Origin of the sequence: Dactylosporangium sp. NPDC049525 (assembly GCF_040676755.1) — a bacterium.
Classification (GTDB): Bacteria; Actinomycetota; Actinomycetes; order Mycobacteriales; family Micromonosporaceae; genus Dactylosporangium.
The window spans coordinates 1-17,791 of sequence record NZ_JBFAPO010000048.1; the positions used below are offsets into that span (position 1 = coordinate 1).

Consider the following 17,791-nt stretch of genomic DNA (forward strand, 5'->3'; position numbering starts at 1 on the left):
GGGCGGCACCCCGGGTGTGGGGTGCCGCCCGCCGTGTGTGGTGCGGTGTGTCAGCGGTGGCGACGGCCGTACTGGTGGGCGACCAGCACGTACTTGCCGCTGCGGCCGACGCGGTAGCAGTCCGCGTCGTCCCACCAGTTGCGCTGCTCGCCGACCCAGGCGGCGAAGTTGCACGCCTTCTTGTTGCGGAAGGTGTCGACCACCCAGGACCGGGCCCAGCCGTTGTTGCGGCGGTGGCCGTCGAAGTTGCCGTTCCAGTGGCCGTTGCCGTTGCCGTTGTTGTTGCCGCTGCCCCCGGGCCAGTTCGGGTGGCTGTTCCCGCTGCCCCCGGGCCAGTTCGGGTTGTTCGGGTTCTGGTTCGGGTTCTGGTTGGGATTCTGGTTCGGATTCGGGTTCGGGTTGCCCGGCCGCGGCTGGACAGCGGTGGTGCTGCTGTCGGCGGCGGGTGCCGCCTGTGCCGCGGTGGCACCGATGCCGATGATTGCGCCGGCGGCGAGCGTCATGCTCGCCAGGGCCAGGAACCGTTGTGTGTTTCGCATCTCTGACTCCCCCTCGTGTCGTGATGACGCGATTACACTATGTAGTTGAAAGCCGCATTTCTCGCAAAACGCGTCATCCTTTCAGCCAAAGGCTGAAGGACGTTACGGCAGCCGGTGACCGCTTTCAGGTCAATTCGTTGTATACGGGTCGCTGCACGCAAAACACCGCCACGAGACCCGTCGCAGGAACGTTCCAAGGCCGTGCGGGAGCCGTTGCAGGGCAGGCGTCACCGGCCGTGAACGGCTCCCCGGCCGGTCACGGCGCGCCCGGATCCGCCGGGGGTCAGCGTGCGGCGTGGTCGGTGTCCAGCTGCTCCAGCACGGGCCGCACGACGTCGTCGAGGTGCCGGACCAGCACGGCGACGGCACGTTCCGCGGCGGCGTCCAGGTGCCGGTCCTCGGTCGGCGTCGGCAGCCCGTCAAGCGGCAGCGGCGTCTCCAGCAGCAGCGTGCCCCGCAGGTGCGGGTGCCGGCTGAGGTCCCGCGCGGACGGCTGCACGAACTGCCCGAACAGCTCCGGCCAGCCCCGCCACCCGCGGTCCCGCCACCAGGTGCGGGTCGCGGTCAGCGGCGCCGGCAGCGGCGACACCAGCTCGACGCGGGCGGTGAGACCACCGTCGAACGGGTTGCGCAGGCACACCGCGGACAGGACCCGCCGGTGCCAGCGCACGTATCCGGGGTCCAGCAGCGGCGGGGTGGCGGTGGCCCAGGCGACGCACGCGAACCCGACCGGCGCGATGTCGCCGATGGTGCCGGCGAAGTCGGCCGCACGGGCCCGCACGGCGCCGAGGTACCGGTCCCGGTCGCGGTCCACCCAGAACGTCTTCACACCTTGCGACGGTAGCCCGTCGAAGGTCAGCTCGTGCCCAGGACCGCGGCGGCGACGGCCCGGCGCAGGGCGGGCCGGCCCAGCAGGTCGGTGTTGTCGACGTACTGGTCGATCCCGCCGACAGGTGGCAGCGCCGCGACGGCCGGGTCGCTGATCGCGGCGGTCAACGCGGCCGCGTACCGGCCGGCGTCGATGACCTGGTACGGCCGGTCGAAGTACGCGCGGCGGGTCGCCTCGACGGTTTCGGCGAGCCCGAGCGCGTTCTGCCGCCGGCCGGTGTCCTCGTAGGCGCCGCACAGGTCGTCCAGGTCGATGCCGGCGCCGGGCAGGGCCGCGTGGGCGGTGCCGAGCCATTTGCTGTACGGCGGGTACCGGCGCGCCTGCAGCAGCCGCAGCCGCATCACATGCCGGGCGAGCCGGGCGGTGACGACGTGCCCGCCGAGGTGGTCACCGGCCTCGGCGGCGCGGCCCGGGAACGCCTCCTCCTGCGCGATGTGCGTCCACTGCGCGGCCAGGACGTACCGCCACACGTCGTCCGGATACCAGGCGGTGGCGGCGCGCAGCGCGGTCAGGTCACCGTCGTCGTCGTGGTAGACGGCACCCGCGGTCGTCTCCGCGAGGACCTGGGTGGGGGTGCCGAGCCAGTCCAGCAGGGTGCCGCGGAACGGCGCCCCGAACTGCCCGACGGTCCAGTCCGGCACGGTGGTGATGTCGACGCGGTGCGCGACCGGCCCGTCGGTCGCGGTCATCACCCGGACCCGGGCGTCCGGCGGCGTGAAGTGCGTCGGCCATCCCAGGACGTGCTTCGGCAGCCGTTCACGCAGCATCGTGTCGATGCCGGTGGCGTGCCGGGCCGCGTCGGCGGCGCTGAGGAACAGGGTGAGCCGCGGTCCCCAGTCGTGGTCGGTGGAGCGGGCGCTGTCGTAGCCGAGCACGTCGCTGCCGGGTCCGATCCGGGCGGCGGCGTGCGGCAGCCCCGGATACGCCCGGTCCAGCAGCGGCCGGACCGCGTCGCGGTAGAACACCTCGCACAGCGTGAGTCCCAGCAGGAACGCGCCGGTCACAGCACGACCGCCGGGTGGCGGGGATCGTCGGCGCGCACGACGACGTCGGCGTATTCCTGCGGCATCACCTCCTCGTCGTACCGGCGGAACGCCGGCAGTGTCCACTGCATTTCCGCCGGGACCCGCCGGGCGAGCGCCGCCGGGCTCTGCGTGAGGTGCACGGTGACGTCGAAGTCGAGGCCGGCGCCGAGCAGCATCGTCCCGGACATCACGACGACCCCACCGGCGGGCACGTCCACATACGGGGCGCGGGTCGCCCGGTCCCGGTCGGGGTCCCACAGCGACGGCAGGATCCGCCCGGTGCCGCCGGCCGCGGCTGGGGTCAGCACCTCCCGGGTGATCGCCCGCAGGTCCAGCCAGTCCTCGTAGTACGCGTCCGGGTTCGTGCGGCCACGCTCCAGCCGCAGCGACGCCGCGCGCAGGAACCCGCCGGCGGGCACGTGGACGGCGTAGCCGCCGTCGGCGCGCAGCTGCTCGACGATCCGGGCGGCGAGGACGTCCGGGCCGGCGGTCGGCGCGCCGTCGACGGCGACCCTGGTCGCGTGGGCCTTCGCGACCCGGGCGGCGATGTCGGCGGCGAGCCCGCTGACGGTGACGGGGCGGGCCTTCACGCGCTGTGGTGCCGGTGCTGCGGGTCGATCACGTCCCCTTCGATGACCTCACCTTGCAGGACCTCACCGTGCGGGCCGGGCGGGCCCGGCGAGCCGGGGCCGCCGGGTTGGGTCGGCACGTGTCCCGGTTCGGCGCGGGTCGCTTTCACGATCCGCGGCCCGAACAGGTCACCGGCGGCGGCCGCGGAGATCCGCGCCTCCGTGGCCCGGCGGACCTGCCGGCCGGTGAACGCCCGCACCGGCGGGATGAGCAGCAGCAGCCCGGCGGCGTCGGTGATGAACCCGGGCACCAGCAGCAGCAGTGCCCCGGCGAGCCCGGCGACGCCGCTGCCGGCCTCGCCACCCGGTGGGCGTCCTTCGCTGACCGCGGCCCGCAGCCGCTGCCACGCCCGGACGCCTTCCCGTTTCGCCAGGATCCCGCCCAGGACGGTGGTCACGACCCCGGCCAGGACCGCCCACCACCAGCCGATCGCGTGCGCGACCAGCACGAACACGGTGATCTCGGCGATCACCAGGAGCAGCGCACCGGCGGCGGCGAATCCGAACGTCCGCATGGCGGTGTCCTCAGCCGCTCTGCCGGGCGTCGGCGCGTGCGTCGCGGGGCCCGCCGCCGGCGACGGCGCGGCGCAGCGCCTGCCAGCGGGCGGACGCACCCCAGACGGTGACCCGCCACAACGCCTCCTGCACGATCGACGAGCTCATCTTCGAGTGCCCGCGCTGCCGTTCGGCGAACGTGATCGGCACCTCCTGGACCCGGAACCCGTCGCGGAACGACCGCCATGCGAGGTCGACCTGGAAGCAGTACCCCTGTGACGCGATCGACTCGATTTCGATCTTGCTCAGGACCGGGGTCCGGTATGCCCGGTAGCCGCCGGTCGCGTCGCGGAACGGCATGCCGAGCGCGATCCGCACGTACAGGTTGCCGCTGCGGGAGATCAGGTGCCGGTGCAGCGGCCACCCGACGGTCTTGCCGCCCCGCACATACCGGGAGCCGAGCACGACGTCGGCCTCGCCGAGCGCGTCGAGCAGCCTGGGTAGTTCCTCCGGGGCGTGGGACCCGTCGGCGTCCATCTCCACGACCGCGTCGTAGTCGTGTTCGGTGCCCCACGCGAACCCCGCCATGTACGCGGCGCCGAGGCCCTGTTTCCCGGGCCGGTGCAGCACGTGCACGGCCGGGTCGTGTTCGGCGAGGTCGTCGGCGATGCGGCCGGTCCCGTCGGGGCTGTTGTCGTCGGCGATGAGCACGTCGACGGCCGGGGTGGCGGCGCGGACCCGGTCCACGATGAGGCGCAGGTTGTCCGCCTCGTTGTAGGTGGGGATGATGACGAGGACCCTGCCGACCCCGGGGTACTGGTTCACGCCTCGGTCGGTTGCGCTCACACGTCCTCCTTGGTTGGGTGCTGCCGGGGGCGCCGGCGGACCGCTGCGGCGGCCACCAGTGCGGCAATACCCAGCATCACGATCACATACTCGGGACCGGCGCCGAGCCTTGTCGCAAGCGTACGGTCCGACGACAGGTGCAGCTCAGCGACGATGACGGCGGCCTCGTTGAACTTCGTCTCCTGCTGGGTGCCGCCGGCGGCGTCGGCGAACGCGGAGATCCCGACGGTGGATGCCATGAGCGCGTCCCGGCCGTGTTCGACGGCCCGCAGCCGCACCATCGCCAGCTGCTGCCGCGCCTCGGCCTCGTCGAACGTCGCATTGTTCGTCTGGACCGCAAGCAGCTGCCCGCCGCCGGTGACGGTGTCGCGCACGAGACCGTCGTAGGCGACCTCGAAGCAGATGACGTCACCGACGGTCGCCGGTCCGACCCGCAGCACCCCTGGGGTGTGCCCGGCGGTCATGTCGGAGACCCGGTCGACCTCCTTGCTCACCATCCTGGCGATGTCCCGCAGCGGCATCGTCTCCGCGAACGGCACCGGGTGCCGTTTCGTGTACCGCGCCGACACGCCGCCCTGGCGCGGGTTGCCGTTGGCGTCGATGTCGGGTTCCCAGACGAGGCCGGCGTTCTCGACGCCGACCTTCGGGTCGGTGAGGACGGCACCGACGAGGATCGGCACGCCGACGGCCCGGGCGGCGGTCGCGATCGCGGCGGCGGCGTCGGGGTTGCGCAGCGGGTCGATGTCGGAGGAGTTCTCCGGCCACACGACGAGGTCGGGGCGGCGGGCGCCGTCCTGGGTGACGGTGCGGCCCAGCTCCACGGTCGCGCGGACGTGGTTGTCGAGCACGGCGCGGCGCTGCTCGTTGAAGTCGAGGCCGAGCCGCGGCACGTTGCCCTGCACGACCGCGACGTACACCGGGGTCCCGGCGGGCCGCTGCACCGGCACCAGCAGCGCCCCGGCGACGACGACGGCGGCCAGGACGGGCCCGGCGAGGGCTTTCACCCGCGAATCCCACCCGGGGGTTACACCGTCCGCGGGCGCCGCCTGGGGTGTGCTGGTGGTGCGGATGAACGGCACGGCGAGGAGGGCACCGGTGAGCGCGACGGCGAACGTGACGAGTGGTGCCCCGCCGGCGGCGGCGAGCCGCAGCAGCGGTGACGTGTCCTGGCTGAACGCGAGCCGGCCCCAGGGGAACCCGCCGAACGGGGCCCGGTCCCGCAGCGCTTCCTGCGCCGTCCACAGGGCGGCGAGCGCGGGCACCCACAGCCAGGTGCGGTTGCGCAGCGGGCTGATCCAGGCGGTGGCGGCGCCGAGCAGCCCGATGAACAGTGCCTGCAGCGCCGACAGCAGCAGCCACGGGACCATGCCGGTGTGCAGGTTCGTCCACGACAGCAGCGGGGTGAAGTACAGGGCGCCGGTGAGGGCGCCGAGCCCGAACCCGGCCCGCAGCCGCCGCCCGTGCACGGACGCGGCGGCGAGCGCGACCGCGACCGGCGCCGCCCACCACCACCCGTACGGCGGGAACGCGACGAGCATCACAGGTCCGGCGACGGCGGCGAGGAGCACCGCGGCCCACAGCGGCAGCGGCCCGCGCCCCGCAATCCCGGCAGCCGTCACCGGGTCGGCCGGGCCTGCCGGGTCCGCTGCGTCCGCCGGCGGGGCCGGTGGCTCGGCGGGGCCGTCCGGGCTGTCCGGGTTGTCCGCCGCGCTGCCGGTGCTGACCAAGGTCACCTGCGCCATCCCTTGCCGTGTCGAACGGGCCGTGCGACCGCCCCCGTGCACTGGCAGGTCCGGTCCGCGGGCCCGCTACCCGGACCCGCGGCGCCAATTATGCGGCCAGGTCGCCCCGGACAAGGAATCAGAACGGCTGCCGCCGCTGTGAATGTGCTGGGATGTGGCTGGACTGTGTCCGGACCGCAACCGAACCGGCCGTCACCACACCCTCGCGACCGTTGCCGGCGACCGTCGGGATGCAACGCCCCCGCGGCTGTGCGCTTCGGGGCGGAAATCGGGGCGCGACCGAAGTCGCGCCCCGCGCTCCCAGGCCCTTGGTCCGGCCGGTGCGGCAGGAGTGTCTGGGCGCGGCCTTCGTTCCGGCGCGGCACGGGCTGGCTGCCCGGGACGTGCCGTTGTCTACTGGTCGCGTGACCCCCCTGCCCTGACACCGGTGGATGCCCGGCCCGCGGCCCCCGCCGACCCCCGCCCACTGAATCCGGTGGCGTCCCGTCGGTTGACGAGGACGTCCGATCAGTGGGCGTTGGGGAGTAGCGAACCGTGGTCACCCGCGCCGAAGTAGGACGCAAAGACGTTACGCGCTCGCCGGGGGGCCCTGTCAACCGTCGCACGCGATGTAATTCACCCGGCGCGGCGTGTCGGGTGCCCTGGGAGCGGTGTGTCGGGCCTCGTTCACCCGCGTCGAGTGACCCGCGGCCGTTGCTGTACGCCTGCTCCGCCCGTCACCCACCGTGCAGGTTGGCCCGCAGCACCGCGGCCGCGGCGGCCGGATGCTCGGCGGCGAGGAGCCCGGCGGCCGCCAGCACGTACCGGTCGTCGACGGTGACGCGCGGCGAACGCGGCAACGCCCACCCGCCGGCGTGATCACGCAGCGTCGGGCCGACCGCGGCGAGCGCGGCGGCCCGTTCAGCATGCCGGAACACGCCGCCGGACGCGACGACCGACACGACGTTGCGCAGGTCCCGGCCGCTGCGCGCGTGCCGGCGCACCGCGATCACGGCCGCGGCCGCCGCGACCCCCAGCGGCCCGCCACTGACGGTGACCTGTTCCCGGCCGGCGGCGGTGTGCACACCGTCGACGTTCCACCGCACCCCGAGGTCCCCTTCGACGGTCCTGGCCCGCCACAGCGTCCCGGCGACCCCCACCGCGCCGCCGTCGGGCACGAGCGCGGAATACACGTCGGTGGTCGCGCCGCCCACGTCGACGACGAGGAGGTCCCCGTCGGTCGTGTCGGCGAGCAGCGACACGCCGGTGAGGACCGCGTCCGGGGTCGCCATCCGGACCAGCCGCGCGAACCGCGGCCCTTTGGACAGGTGTTTGCCGCCGATGACGTGCCGCAGGAACACGTCCCGGATCGCGGCCCGCGCCGGCCCCGGCTCGGTGACACCGATGCGGGGCAGCACGTTGCCCGCACCGACCGCCGGCACGTTCCTGGCCGTGAGGACGTCGACGGCGGTGTCGCGCACGTCGATGTTGCCGGCCACGACGACCGGGACCCGCCACCGAGCCGCGGCGACCCGCCGCGCGTTGTGCAGCAGCACGTCACCGTCGCCGCCGTCGGTGCCACCGACGAGCAGCAGCACGTCCGGCGCCGCGGCCCGCACGGCCCGGATGCCGGCGCTGTCCTGCGCGCCGGCGGCGACGTGCACGACCCGCGCCCCCGCCGACAACGCGACCCGGTGCGCGGCGTCGGCGGACACCAGCGCCTCGTAGCCGATGACCGCGAGCCGCAGCCCACCCCCGGCCGACGAGCAGCAGTACACGGCGTCGACCGGCCCGGCCGCGGCCAGCAGCGCGTCGACACCGGCCAGGACGTCACCGCCGGTCGTCGGGTGCGTCCCGGTCCGCACGAGGGTGCCGTCGGCGACGTCGACGACGGCGAGTTTCGTGTCCGTCGACCCGACGTCCACGCACGCGACCAGCGTCATGACCGTTACGGCACGACGACGGTGCCGGTCGCCGACACCGCGAGCAGCGGCAGGTCCAGCACCGCGGCCGCCGACGCGCCGGCGTCCGGGGTACCGCGGCACACGACGTGGCAGGTGAAGTCGACGGTGCGGGAGCGGGTCCCGACCCTGGTGATCGTCGCGGTGACCTCGAGCACGTCCCCGGCCCGCACCGGCGCGTGGAACACCACGGACGCGTACCCGGCGAACAGGCCCTCGTCACCGTCGGTGCGGATGCACAGCTCCGTGGCGACGTCACCGAACAACGCGAGGCTGTACGCGCCGTCGACGAGGTTCCCGGCGTAGTGCGCGTGCGAGTACGGCACGTACCGGCGGTGCACCACCGACACCCCCACCGCAGCGCCGGTCGCTGCCCCGGTCACCGCGCACCCACCGCGTGCACGAGGTAGGAGGCGACCTCCCGCGGCGTGGTGCCACGGCCGAAGATCCGGTCGACGCCGAGGTCCGTGGTCTGCAGCTCGTCGAAGCGGGGCCCGCCGACGACCAGCAACGGCCGGCGCGCCGGCGGGAACGCCTCCCGGAACGCCGCCGACATCTCCCGCGTGTTGGACAGGTGCGCGTCGCGTTGCGTGACGACCTGACTGACCAGGACCGCGTCGGCCTTCTCCACCCGGGCGTGTTCGACGAGCGCGGCGACGGCGACCTGCGCGCCGAGGTTCACCACCCGGCACTCCCGGTAGTACTCCAGGCCCTTCTCACCGGCGATGCCCTTCACGTTGAGGATGGCGTCGATGCCGACGGTGTGCGCGTCGGTGCCGATGCACGCGCCGACGACGACGAGCTTGCGCCGCAGCCGCGCCCGGATCGCCGCATTGACCTCCTTCGCCGACAGCAGCGGGTAGTCCCGTTCGGCGACGATCACCTTCCCGGGTTCGACGAGGTGGTTGACGCGGCCGTACACGACGAAGAACGTGTGCTGCTCGCCGATCGGGCGGGCGTGCACGACCATCGCCGGGTCGATGCCCATCTTCCCCGCCAGTTGCAGCGCCGCGCCCTCACCGCGCTTGTCCGCGGCGAGCGGCAGGGTGAAGCTGACCTGGACCATGCCGTCGCCGGTGGTGTCCCCGTACGGCCTGACGACGGCGTTCACTGCGCTGGTCCGTCCGCGTCGAGGACCTCGATCGCCGGGTTCCAGTAGCCGGCGTCGCGTTTCGCGACCCCGTCGAGGCCTTTGCCGCGGTCGGCGGGGCGCCGCATGATCCCGAACGTGCCCTGCCCGATCGCGGTGAGCAGCCCCTGTTCACCGATCTGCCGCAGCAACGTGACCGCCTCCCCCAGCACAGTGTGCGCCCGGCCGCGGATGAACGTGCCGGGAGTGAAGTCCTCGTGCAGGTTCCCAGCCGCGGACAGGACATACCGGACGTTCTGCAACGCGATGTCGCGGTCCGACAGCCACGGCGTCACCACCGCCTCCGTCATCATCCCCACCAGCAGGATCCCCTGCCCGGTGAGGGCACCGGCGAGGTTGAAGAACCCGTCCAGGAGGTTCCCGCGGAACACGTCACCGGTCATGTGCTTCGTCGGCGGCATCCACTTCAACGGCGCGTCCGGGAACAGCTCCCGCGCCAGCAGCGCGTGCGCGAGCTCGAGCCGGAACGACTCCGGCACCTCCGGGTTGATCTCGAACGCGTGCCCCAGCCCCAGCTGCCAGTCCGCCAGCCCCGCCTCGTGCGCGAAATACTCGTTCAGCAGCTGCGACACCGTCACCGTGTGCGCCGCATCGACCGCGTCGGCCGTGGTCAGGTAGTTGTCCTCACCGGTGTTGATGATGATCCCGGCGCGGGCGTGGATCTGCCGGGAGAACCGCTGGTCGACGAACGTCCGGATCGGGTTGATGTCCCGGAACAGGATCCCGTACATGGAGTCGTTGAGCATCATGTCCAGCCGCTCCAGCCCCGCCAGGGCCGCGATCTCCGGCATGCACAACCCTGACGCGTAGTTCGTCAGCCGCACGTACCGGCCGACCTCCTTCGACGTCTCATCCAGCGCCGCCCGCATGAGCTTGAAGTTCTCCTGCGTCGCGTACGTCCCGGCAAACCCCTCCCGGGTCGCGCCCTCCGGCACGTAGTCCAGCAGCGACTGCCCCGTGGACCGGATCACCGCGATCACGTCCGCACCGGCCCGCGCCGCCGCCTGCGCCTGCGGGATGTCCTCGTAGATGTCACCGGTCGCCACGATCAGATAGATCCACGGCCGCTGCCGCGGGTCACCGTGCCGCTTGATCAGCCGGTCCCGTTCCGCCCGCCGCCGGTCGATACGCGTCAGCCCGGCCCTGACCGCTTTCGACGCTGCCCGCTTCGCCGCCGCCGGCGCGCCAGCGTGGAACGTGACGCTGCCCGCCGCCGCCTTCTGCGCCAGCAGCGTCAGGTCCTGGTGCCCGTCGCGCAGCAGCGCGTCGAACACCGGCCCGGCCACCCCGCCGCCGAGCCCGACCTGCTCCACCACCGTGTCGACCAGCCGGTTCACCCACGGGATCCCGTCCGCGTCGGCGCCGCCGATCCCGGCCAGCCGCAGCGTCGCCCGCTCCACCGACACCGTCGTGTGGCTGCGGGCCAGGTCCACGACCGGCCGGCCGGCGGCCGCCGCGAGCCGCCGCGCGGTCGCGACCGTCCGCCGGTCCAGCTTCAGCTTGCCGCTGCTCATAGAGGTTCCTGTCTGAAATGGATCGGCCGGCCACGCAGCACCGTCACCCGCGCCTGCGGGTTCGTCTCGGTGTGCAGCACCTCACTGATGTCCTCGGTCGTGTCCCACACGGTGAACGTCGCCGGCCAGCCCGGGTTCAGCACACCCTCGTCGTCGACGCCGACGGCCCGCCACCCGCCGCGGGTGTGCGCGGCGAACGCCGCCTTCGCCCCGATCCGCTGCACCGGGTTGTGGTGCCGCATCGCCGCCCGGCACGTCCCCCACGGGTCCAGGTCCGTCACCGGCGCGTCCGACCCGAACGCCAGCAGCACCCCCACGCCCGCGAGGGCACCGATCGGGTTCGACGCCAGCGACCGGGCCTTGCCGAGACGCTGCGCGTACATGCCGTGCTCGCCGCCCCACAGCCGGTCGAACGCCGGCTGCACCGACGCGGTGACACCGAAGTCGACCAGCCGCGCGATCAGCGCCTTGTCCAGCAGCTCCACGTGCTCGATCCGGTGCCGGCCGTCGCGGATCCGCTCCACCCCGACCTGCTTCGCCGCGCCCGCGAACCCGTCCAGGACCGTCGTGATCGCCTGGTCGCCGATCGCGTGGAACCCGCCCTGCATCCCGTGCCGCGCACAGTCCACGAGATGCTCCGTCACCTGCTCCACCGTCAGATATCCGTGCCCGTGCTCGTCCCCGCCGCTGTCGAGGTACGCGCTGCGCAGGTGCGCCGTGCGGGCACCGAGCGCACCGTCGGCGTACAGGTCACCGGCGGCGCCGACCGCACCGAGCTGCTTCGCCTTCGCCGCCCCGTTCGGCTCCCCCCACAGCCCGTACACCTGTGGGTACTCCTCACCGTGGGCGAGCGCGGCGACGAAGTCCGCCTCACCGGACGTGCCGGGGCCACCGCACTCGTGCACCGACGCGATCCCCAGCGACGCCGCGTGCCGCAGCGCCGCCCGCTGCGCGTCCAGGACCTGCGCGTGCGTCACGGACCCGAACGCGACCTCCCGCACCAGGTGGTGAGCGTCGCGGCGCAGCCAACCGGACTCGTCGTAGCCCGCGGCCCCCTTCACCTGCTCGGTCAGCAGGGCCGTGGACACCAGCGCCGCGTGCACGCACGCACGGGACAGGTAGACGGCGCGGCCGCCGCCGGCCCGGTCGAGCTCGGCCGCGGTCGGGGTCCGCTGGTCCGTCCATCCCGACTCGTCCCACCCGTGCCCGATCACGATCGCGTCGGCCGGCAGCGTCGCGGCGTGCGCGGCGACGGCGTCCAGGACCCGCAGCCTGGACGTGGTGCCGGCGAGGTTGAGGCCCCGCAGCGTGAACCCGGTGGCCGTGGTGTGCACGTGCGCGTCGACGAACGCGGGCGTCACGAGGGCCCCGTCGAGGTCCACGACCCGGTCGACGCGTCCCGCCCCGACGGGTGCGTCGGCGGTCGGGCCGAGCCAGGCGATCGTGTCGCCGTCGACGAGCATCGCCGTCGCGGACGGGTCGGCGGGGGTGTGGACGCGGCCGTCACGGAAGAGGGTTCGCATGCGGCTCAGTCTGCCAACCCGGGTGGTGCTTCGGTCCCCAGCCGCGCCTGAAAAAGGTCCCGGACACCCGCGTCGCCCCGCAGCAGCCGCAGCGCGTAGTCGGCGTGCCCCGGGACGTAACCGTTGCCGATGAGCATCGTCACATCCGCCGCCAGCCCTTCGGCGCCGAGCGCCGCGGCGGGGAACGACGTGGCCATCGAGAAGAAGATCACGGTGCCACCTGGCGCAGTGGCCAGGACGGCGGCGTGCTCGCAGCCGGGGACGTCGACGCAGACGACGGTGACGTCGGCGGCGCCGCCGGCCGTGCGGTCGAGGGCGGCGGCGAGCCCGACAGCGTCGCGGGCGTCGGCGATGACGACGTCGTCGGCAAGGGCGGCGGCGGTGAGCCGGGCCCGTTCGCTCTCGTCGCGGACCACCCCGACGGTCCGGACCGCGGTCGCGTCACCGCCGGCGGCGCCGCCGGTGTCTCGGGCGGTGTCTCCGGCTGTGTCTCGGGCGGTGTCTCCGGCTGTGTCTCGGGCGGTGTCTCGGGCGGTGTCTCGGGCGGCGGCGAGGGCCAGGGAGCCGCTCTTGCCCGCCGCGCCGAGGACCGCGACCGTCAGCGGCCCACTCGCAGCGGCGCGGGCGTGCAGGGCCTGGCGCACGACCCGGGCGACCAGGGCGGGTGCGCCGCACACGTCGAGCACCGCGAGGGCGAGCTGCGGGTCGAGGTCGCCGGGCAGCACCGCGGCGATCGACCGGGCGAACAGGATCGCGTGCCCGTCGCAGGGGACCTGCTCCGACAGCCCGTCCCAGTCGCGCAGGTCGTCGGCGATGCGCAGCGGGGTCAGGGTCAGCGACACCAGAGTCGCGACCCGGTCACCCACCCGCAGCCCGAGCGGCGACGCCGGACCGGCGGCCTCGACGGTGCCGATGAGCATGCCGCCGGAGCCGGTGACCGGGTTGTGCATCTTGCCGCGGCGCTCGACGATGTCCAGCACGGCCGCACGGACCTTCGCGCCGTCACCGCCGTGCTCGGTCCGCAGCTGGTGGAACGACGCGGCGTCGAGGTTGAGCCGCTCCACCCGGATGCGGACCTCGTCGGCGCCGATGACCGGGTCGGGGTCCAGCCGGTGGGCGGCCTGGGGCAGCACCCCGGCCGGTTCCAGCACCCGGTGCAACCCGATCGGCGAAGTCATTTCCCGCACTGCCACAAGTTAGCCGAAGATTTTCCGGCACACCAGCGCAGACGCGGGAAGAACTACCGCACGCGGGTAGTGGACAGCGTCAGGACGTGCTCGACCAGACCGATCAGGACCGCCTTGCTCGACTCCCGGTCCCGCGCATCACACAACAGCAACGGCACATGCCCGTCCAGATCCAAGGCCTCCCGGACCTCCACCTCCGTGTACGCCGACGCGTCATCGAAACAGTTCACCGCCACCACGAACGGCGTGTTACGCCGCTCGAAGTAATCGATCGACGGGAAACAGTCCGCCAGCCGCCGCGTGTCCGCCAGGACCACCGCACCCAGCGCACCCAGCGCCAGCTCGTCCCACAAGAACCAGAACCGGTCCTGACCCGGCGTACCGAACAGGTACAGCACCACGTCCTGCCCGATCGTGATCCGCCCGAAGTCCATCGCCACCGTCGTGGTCGACTTGCGTTCCACCCCGGTCAGGTCATCCGTGCCGATCCCCGCCGCCGTCAGCGACTCCTCCGTCTGCAACGGCCGGATCTCACTCACCGCACCCACGAGAGTCGTCTTCCCGGCACCGAACCCACCCGCGACCAGAATCTTGATCGCCGTCGGAACCGGCCTAGAGCGCCCGGAGTCCATTGATCACCGCCTTGAGGATGCTCTCGCTCGGCAGCTCGCCCGCCGCCGGAGGGTGGTACATCTCGATCAGGCCCTGACCCAGCAGGTCACCCAGCAGCACCCGCACCACACCGAGCGCCAGGTCCAGGTGCGACGCCAGCTCCGCCACCGCCAGGGGTTCCCGCGCGTACGCGAGGATCGCCCGGTGCTCCGGCTGCAGCCCGTACCCGACGTCCGACAGCGCCGCCCGGTTCGCCACCACCATCGCGACCACGTCGAACGACCCCGACGCCGGATGGACCCGCCCGCCCGTCATCGCATACGGCCGCACCACCGGACCCGCGTCCCGGTCCACCCACGTGTGATCCGTCCACGGCTCCGCCGACAGGTCACCCCGCGGCCGCTCCGGCCACGGCTGCTCACCCCGCGACGGCTCCCCGCGCGGGTCGGCCTGCTCAGGCCACGGCACCCCGCCACGACGCTGGTCCGCCCGGTACTGGTCGGCGCGCTGCTGCTCCGCCCACTGCTGCTCGACCCACAGTTGCTCGGCCTGACCCGGCTCACCATGACCCAGCTCACGACCCAGCTCGCGCCCCGGGTCGCCGCGGTCGGGCTGACCGGCGGCATGCCGGCCCGGCGGGGTCGTCATCCGCCGGCCGCCGGGCGCGCCGACGTCGACAGGTTCTGCCCCACCCGCTGCACCAGCATCGCCATCTCGTACGCGATCAGGCCGATGTCCGCGTCCGACTCCGCCAGGACCGCCAGGCACGCACCGCGACCCGCCGCCGTCACGAACAGGAACGCCGACTCCATCTCGATGATCGTCTGCCGCACCGGCCCACCACCGAAATGCCGCCCCGCACCCCGCGCCAGGCTCTGGAACCCCGCCGCGACCGCCGACAGGTGCTCCGCGTCCTCCTGCGACAGGCCCTTCGACGCGCCCATCATCAGCCCGTCCACCGACAGCACCACCGACCGCTGCACCGACGGCACCCGATCCACCAGATCGTCCAGCAGCCAGTTCAGACCGGTGTTGCTCCCCTGCGCCGCCGTCATCCCGCCACCCCGTCACGACCCGTGCCGCCAGCGCTGCCACCCGTGCTGCCACTGGTGCTGCCACTGCTGGTACTGCTCTCGTCCGCGACGGCGTCGCCACTGGCGTGCCGGCCCCGCGCGGTGCCCGCCTGGAACGACGACATCATCCGGCGCAGCTGCTCCGGCGACCGGCTCGCCGGCGGCACCTCCACGTCGTCCAGGTCACCGGACGCCGCCGTGTCCTGCTGCAGCTGCGGCGCGAGACTCTGCTGCCGCACCCGCTTCGGCAGCCCCCGCGGCCCCACGCCCTGCGCCGTCCCGGATGTCTTGGAGGTCCCGGACGCCACGGACCCGGTCTCCGCACCGGACCCGGCCGGCGCCTCCGCCCGCCCGGCCGGCCGCTGCCGCGGCAACGGCCCCGGACCGGAGCGACGCCCGTCCGGTACCACCGACAACGCCGGACGCTGCCCGATCGAGGACGCCGGCAGCACCTGCGTGTGCTCCGGAACCTCATCCGCACCGTCGCCCGGCAGCCACGAGAACGGCTCCCGCGCCACGACCTGCATCTCGTGCGTGTTCGACAGGTCCGCCGGCGCCCCCGGCGGCAGCGGAGACGGCAGCGCACCCGGCTGCGCCACCACGAGGTCCGCCGGCAGCAACGCCACCGCGGTCACCCCACCGAACGGCGAGGACCGCAGCACCACCCGCACCCCGTGCCGCGCCGCCAGCTGCGCCACCACGAACAGCCCCAGCCGCGCACTGTTCGCCGGGTCGAACTCCGGCGGCTCCGCCAGCCGCCGGTTCGCCTCCACGATCGCCTGCGCCGACATCCCCAGCCCACGGTCCTCGACCTCGATCACGAAACCGTTCGGGACCATCTGACCCGTCACGTGCACCCGCGTGTGCGGCGGCGAGTACGCCGTCGCGTTCTCGATCAGCTCCGCCAGCAGATGGATGATGTCACCGACGGCCCGCCCGACCACCGCACCCTCACCGATCTGCTGCACCTGCACCCGCGCGTAGTCCTCGACCTCCGACACCGCGCCACGCACCACGTCGATCACCGACACCGGGTTGCGCCAGCCCCGCCCGGGCGCCGCACCCGCCAGGATCACCAGGTCCTCCGCGTGCCGCCGCATCCGCGTCGCCAGGTGGTCGACCCGGAACAGGTCCGCCAGGTCGTCCGGCTCCGACGTACGCCGCTCCATGCCGTCCAGCAGCGACAACTGCCGGTGCAGCAGCGTCTGCGACCTGCGGGCGATGTTCAGGAACACCTCGTTCATCCCCTGCCGCACCGACGACTCCTCCACCGCCGAGGCCACCGCCGTGCGCTGCACCGAGTTGAACGCCTCACCCACCTGACCGATCTCGTCCGTGCCCAGGCGCAACGGCGGCGCCTCCGCCGCCACGTCCACCTGCACGCCCCGCCGCAACCGCGACACCACCGACGGCAGCCGCTCGTCGGCGAGTTCGAGGGCCGCGGCCCGCAGCCCGTCCAGGCGCCGGGCCAGGGACCGGCCGATGCGCACCGACAGCACCAGCGACAGGATCACCGCGAGGAGGCCCAGCGCACCCGCGACACCCAGCCGCAGGAAGATCGCGTCCGAGGCGTCCTGCGCCGCCTCCACGTTGTCGGCCTGCACCTCGGCCCGGAACCGCTTCAGGTCCCCGTTCACCGGGTCGAACGCCGCCCGCCACGCCTGCAGGTTGATCCCCGCCGCCTCCGCCGTCCCCGGCGGCGTCGCCAGGAGCTGGTTCTCCAACTGCGTCAGCTTCTGCATCGGGTCACCGCCGGCGAACACCCCGAACCGCGCCTGGATGTCCGGCGGCAGCAGCGTCACCCCGTACGGCAGGATCAGCCGCTTCTGCCCGATCAGCGCGACCAGCTCCGTGTGGATCGACGCGGTGAACGCGTTGCTCGCCGCCGCCTGCGTGATCAGCGCGTCCTCCTGCGAGAACAGGTCCCGGGACAGCCCCAGCACGAACACGCCGGTCGCCTCCTCGGTGACCTCGGAGTCCTGATGGTTCGTCACCGACTCGCCGATGCCGTACGTGCCGGTGATGATCGCCGAGTACGCCTGCCGCACCGCGTCCGCCAGCCCACCGTTGTCCGCCAGCTGCCGCAGCTGCGGCAACGCGTCCAGGGCCTTCGTCGACGTCGCGAGCGCCCGTTTCGTCTCCGCGCTCGCCACGTCCTGGAAGTCCTTGTCGGCGGCCAGCTCCCGGAACTCCCGGACCTCCAGGTCCGTCTTCGCCCGCTGCTCCTGGACCGCCGCGGCGTTCTTGCGGCCACCCGCGACGAACACCGTCGTCAGCTGCCGCTCGATCTGCAGCTCCTCGACCATCGCCTCGGCGGGTTCGGTGAGCTTGTCACTGACCAGCTTCGAGTTCCGCAGGTCGAGCGCCGGCTGGAGGGTGAAGCTCACCGCGAACAACCAGATCGCGACGAGCATGACGATCGGGATCGCCAGCATCGCCGTGATCTTGGCGCGGATGGACCAACGGTTGTTCATGGGACCTCAGACCTCGGGCATCGCTTACGGTGCAGTTCGGTTGCGGACCGCCACCGTAAGCGGGCCCGGCGGTGACCCACCGTCATGTCCGCGGCCCCGCTTTTCCGACCAGCCGGATGACAGACAGCAGGATCTCCCGCCATGACTCGAAGA

At 73.2% G+C, this 17,791-nt stretch carries 17 protein-coding genes; all 17 read right to left on the reverse strand.

What is annotated here, in order from left to right; all coding sequences use genetic code 11:
• Nucleotides 1-50: 50 nt before the first annotated feature.
• The 17 genes from AB0K00_RS42705 to AB0K00_RS42785 all read right to left on the reverse strand — a co-directional run bounded on the left by AB0K00_RS42705 (nucleotide 51) and on the right by AB0K00_RS42785 (nucleotide 17,638).
• A complete protein-coding gene (locus AB0K00_RS42705) occupies nucleotides 51-539 on the reverse strand; it encodes a hypothetical protein (RefSeq protein WP_363533643.1) in 489 nt (162 codons plus the stop codon).
• A 283-nt stretch (nucleotides 540-822) separates the two neighbouring features.
• The gene (locus AB0K00_RS42710; RefSeq protein ID WP_363533646.1) at nucleotides 823-1,368 is read right to left on the reverse strand and encodes a hypothetical protein; all 546 of its coding nucleotides are present in this window, start codon (nucleotides 1,366-1,368) and stop codon (nucleotides 823-825) included.
• Nucleotides 1,369-1,394: 26 nt separating this feature from the next.
• A complete protein-coding gene (locus tag AB0K00_RS42715; protein WP_363533649.1) occupies nucleotides 1,395-2,432 on the reverse strand; it encodes a DUF4037 domain-containing protein in 1,038 nt (345 codons plus the stop codon).
• Nucleotides 2,429-3,043 carry a uridine kinase gene (locus AB0K00_RS42720; protein ID WP_363533652.1) on the reverse strand — a complete coding sequence of 205 codons (615 nt, stop codon included), beginning with the start codon at nucleotides 3,041-3,043 and terminating at the stop codon, nucleotides 2,429-2,431. Before AB0K00_RS42720 ends, AB0K00_RS42715 begins: the two co-directional genes overlap by 4 nt.
• A complete protein-coding gene (locus AB0K00_RS42725; RefSeq protein WP_363533654.1) occupies nucleotides 3,040-3,597 on the reverse strand; it encodes an FxsA family protein in 558 nt (185 codons plus the stop codon). The genes AB0K00_RS42720 and AB0K00_RS42725 overlap by 4 nt, the downstream gene beginning before the upstream one ends.
• 10 nt (nucleotides 3,598-3,607) lie before the next feature.
• Nucleotides 3,608-4,423: a polyprenol monophosphomannose synthase gene (locus tag AB0K00_RS42730; RefSeq protein WP_363533657.1), complete on the reverse strand. Its 816-nt coding sequence runs from the start codon at nucleotides 4,421-4,423 to the stop codon at nucleotides 3,608-3,610.
• On the reverse strand, nucleotides 4,420-6,042 hold the full coding sequence (lnt, locus tag AB0K00_RS42735) for an apolipoprotein N-acyltransferase (protein WP_363533874.1): 1,623 nt from the start codon (nucleotides 6,040-6,042) through the stop codon (nucleotides 4,420-4,422). Before lnt ends, AB0K00_RS42730 begins: the two co-directional genes overlap by 4 nt.
• 839 nt (nucleotides 6,043-6,881) lie before the next feature.
• Nucleotides 6,882-8,087 carry a glutamate mutase L gene (locus AB0K00_RS42740; RefSeq protein WP_363533660.1) on the reverse strand — a complete coding sequence of 402 codons (1,206 nt, stop codon included), beginning with the start codon at nucleotides 8,085-8,087 and terminating at the stop codon, nucleotides 6,882-6,884.
• Nucleotides 8,088-8,092: 5 nt separating this feature from the next.
• On the reverse strand, nucleotides 8,093-8,488 hold the full coding sequence (locus AB0K00_RS42745) for a hotdog domain-containing protein (protein WP_363533663.1): 396 nt from the start codon (nucleotides 8,486-8,488) through the stop codon (nucleotides 8,093-8,095).
• Nucleotides 8,485-9,216, reverse strand: coding sequence for an OAM dimerization domain-containing protein (locus AB0K00_RS42750; protein WP_363533666.1), 732 nt, complete (start codon nucleotides 9,214-9,216; stop codon nucleotides 8,485-8,487). Before AB0K00_RS42750 ends, AB0K00_RS42745 begins: the two co-directional genes overlap by 4 nt.
• Nucleotides 9,213-10,769 carry a lysine 5,6-aminomutase subunit alpha gene (locus tag AB0K00_RS42755; RefSeq protein WP_363533669.1) on the reverse strand — a complete coding sequence of 519 codons (1,557 nt, stop codon included), beginning with the start codon at nucleotides 10,767-10,769 and terminating at the stop codon, nucleotides 9,213-9,215. Before AB0K00_RS42755 ends, AB0K00_RS42750 begins: the two co-directional genes overlap by 4 nt.
• Entirely contained in the window at nucleotides 10,766-12,301 is a 1,536-nt protein-coding gene (locus AB0K00_RS42760; RefSeq protein ID WP_363533876.1) for an amidohydrolase, read from the reverse strand. The genes AB0K00_RS42755 and AB0K00_RS42760 overlap by 4 nt, the downstream gene beginning before the upstream one ends.
• Nucleotides 12,298-13,470, reverse strand: coding sequence for a zinc-binding alcohol dehydrogenase (locus AB0K00_RS42765; protein WP_363533672.1), 1,173 nt, complete (start codon nucleotides 13,468-13,470; stop codon nucleotides 12,298-12,300). Before AB0K00_RS42765 ends, AB0K00_RS42760 begins: the two co-directional genes overlap by 4 nt.
• A gap of 62 nt (nucleotides 13,471-13,532) precedes the next feature.
• Nucleotides 13,533-14,111 (reverse strand): ATP/GTP-binding protein, encoded by a 579-nt coding sequence (locus tag AB0K00_RS42770; protein ID WP_363533674.1) that lies wholly within the window; start codon nucleotides 14,109-14,111, stop codon nucleotides 13,533-13,535.
• Nucleotides 14,092-14,406: a DUF742 domain-containing protein gene (locus AB0K00_RS42775; RefSeq protein WP_363533879.1), complete on the reverse strand. Its 315-nt coding sequence runs from the start codon at nucleotides 14,404-14,406 to the stop codon at nucleotides 14,092-14,094. The genes AB0K00_RS42770 and AB0K00_RS42775 overlap by 20 nt, the downstream gene beginning before the upstream one ends.
• Nucleotides 14,407-14,735: 329 nt before the next feature.
• Nucleotides 14,736-15,146 (reverse strand): roadblock/LC7 domain-containing protein, encoded by a 411-nt coding sequence (locus AB0K00_RS42780; RefSeq protein WP_363533677.1) that lies wholly within the window; start codon nucleotides 15,144-15,146, stop codon nucleotides 14,736-14,738.
• Nucleotides 15,143-17,638, reverse strand: a complete 2,496-nt coding sequence (locus AB0K00_RS42785) for a nitrate- and nitrite sensing domain-containing protein (protein ID WP_363533680.1) — start codon at nucleotides 17,636-17,638, stop codon at nucleotides 15,143-15,145. Before AB0K00_RS42785 ends, AB0K00_RS42780 begins: the two co-directional genes overlap by 4 nt.
• Nucleotides 17,639-17,791 lie beyond the last annotated feature (153 nt).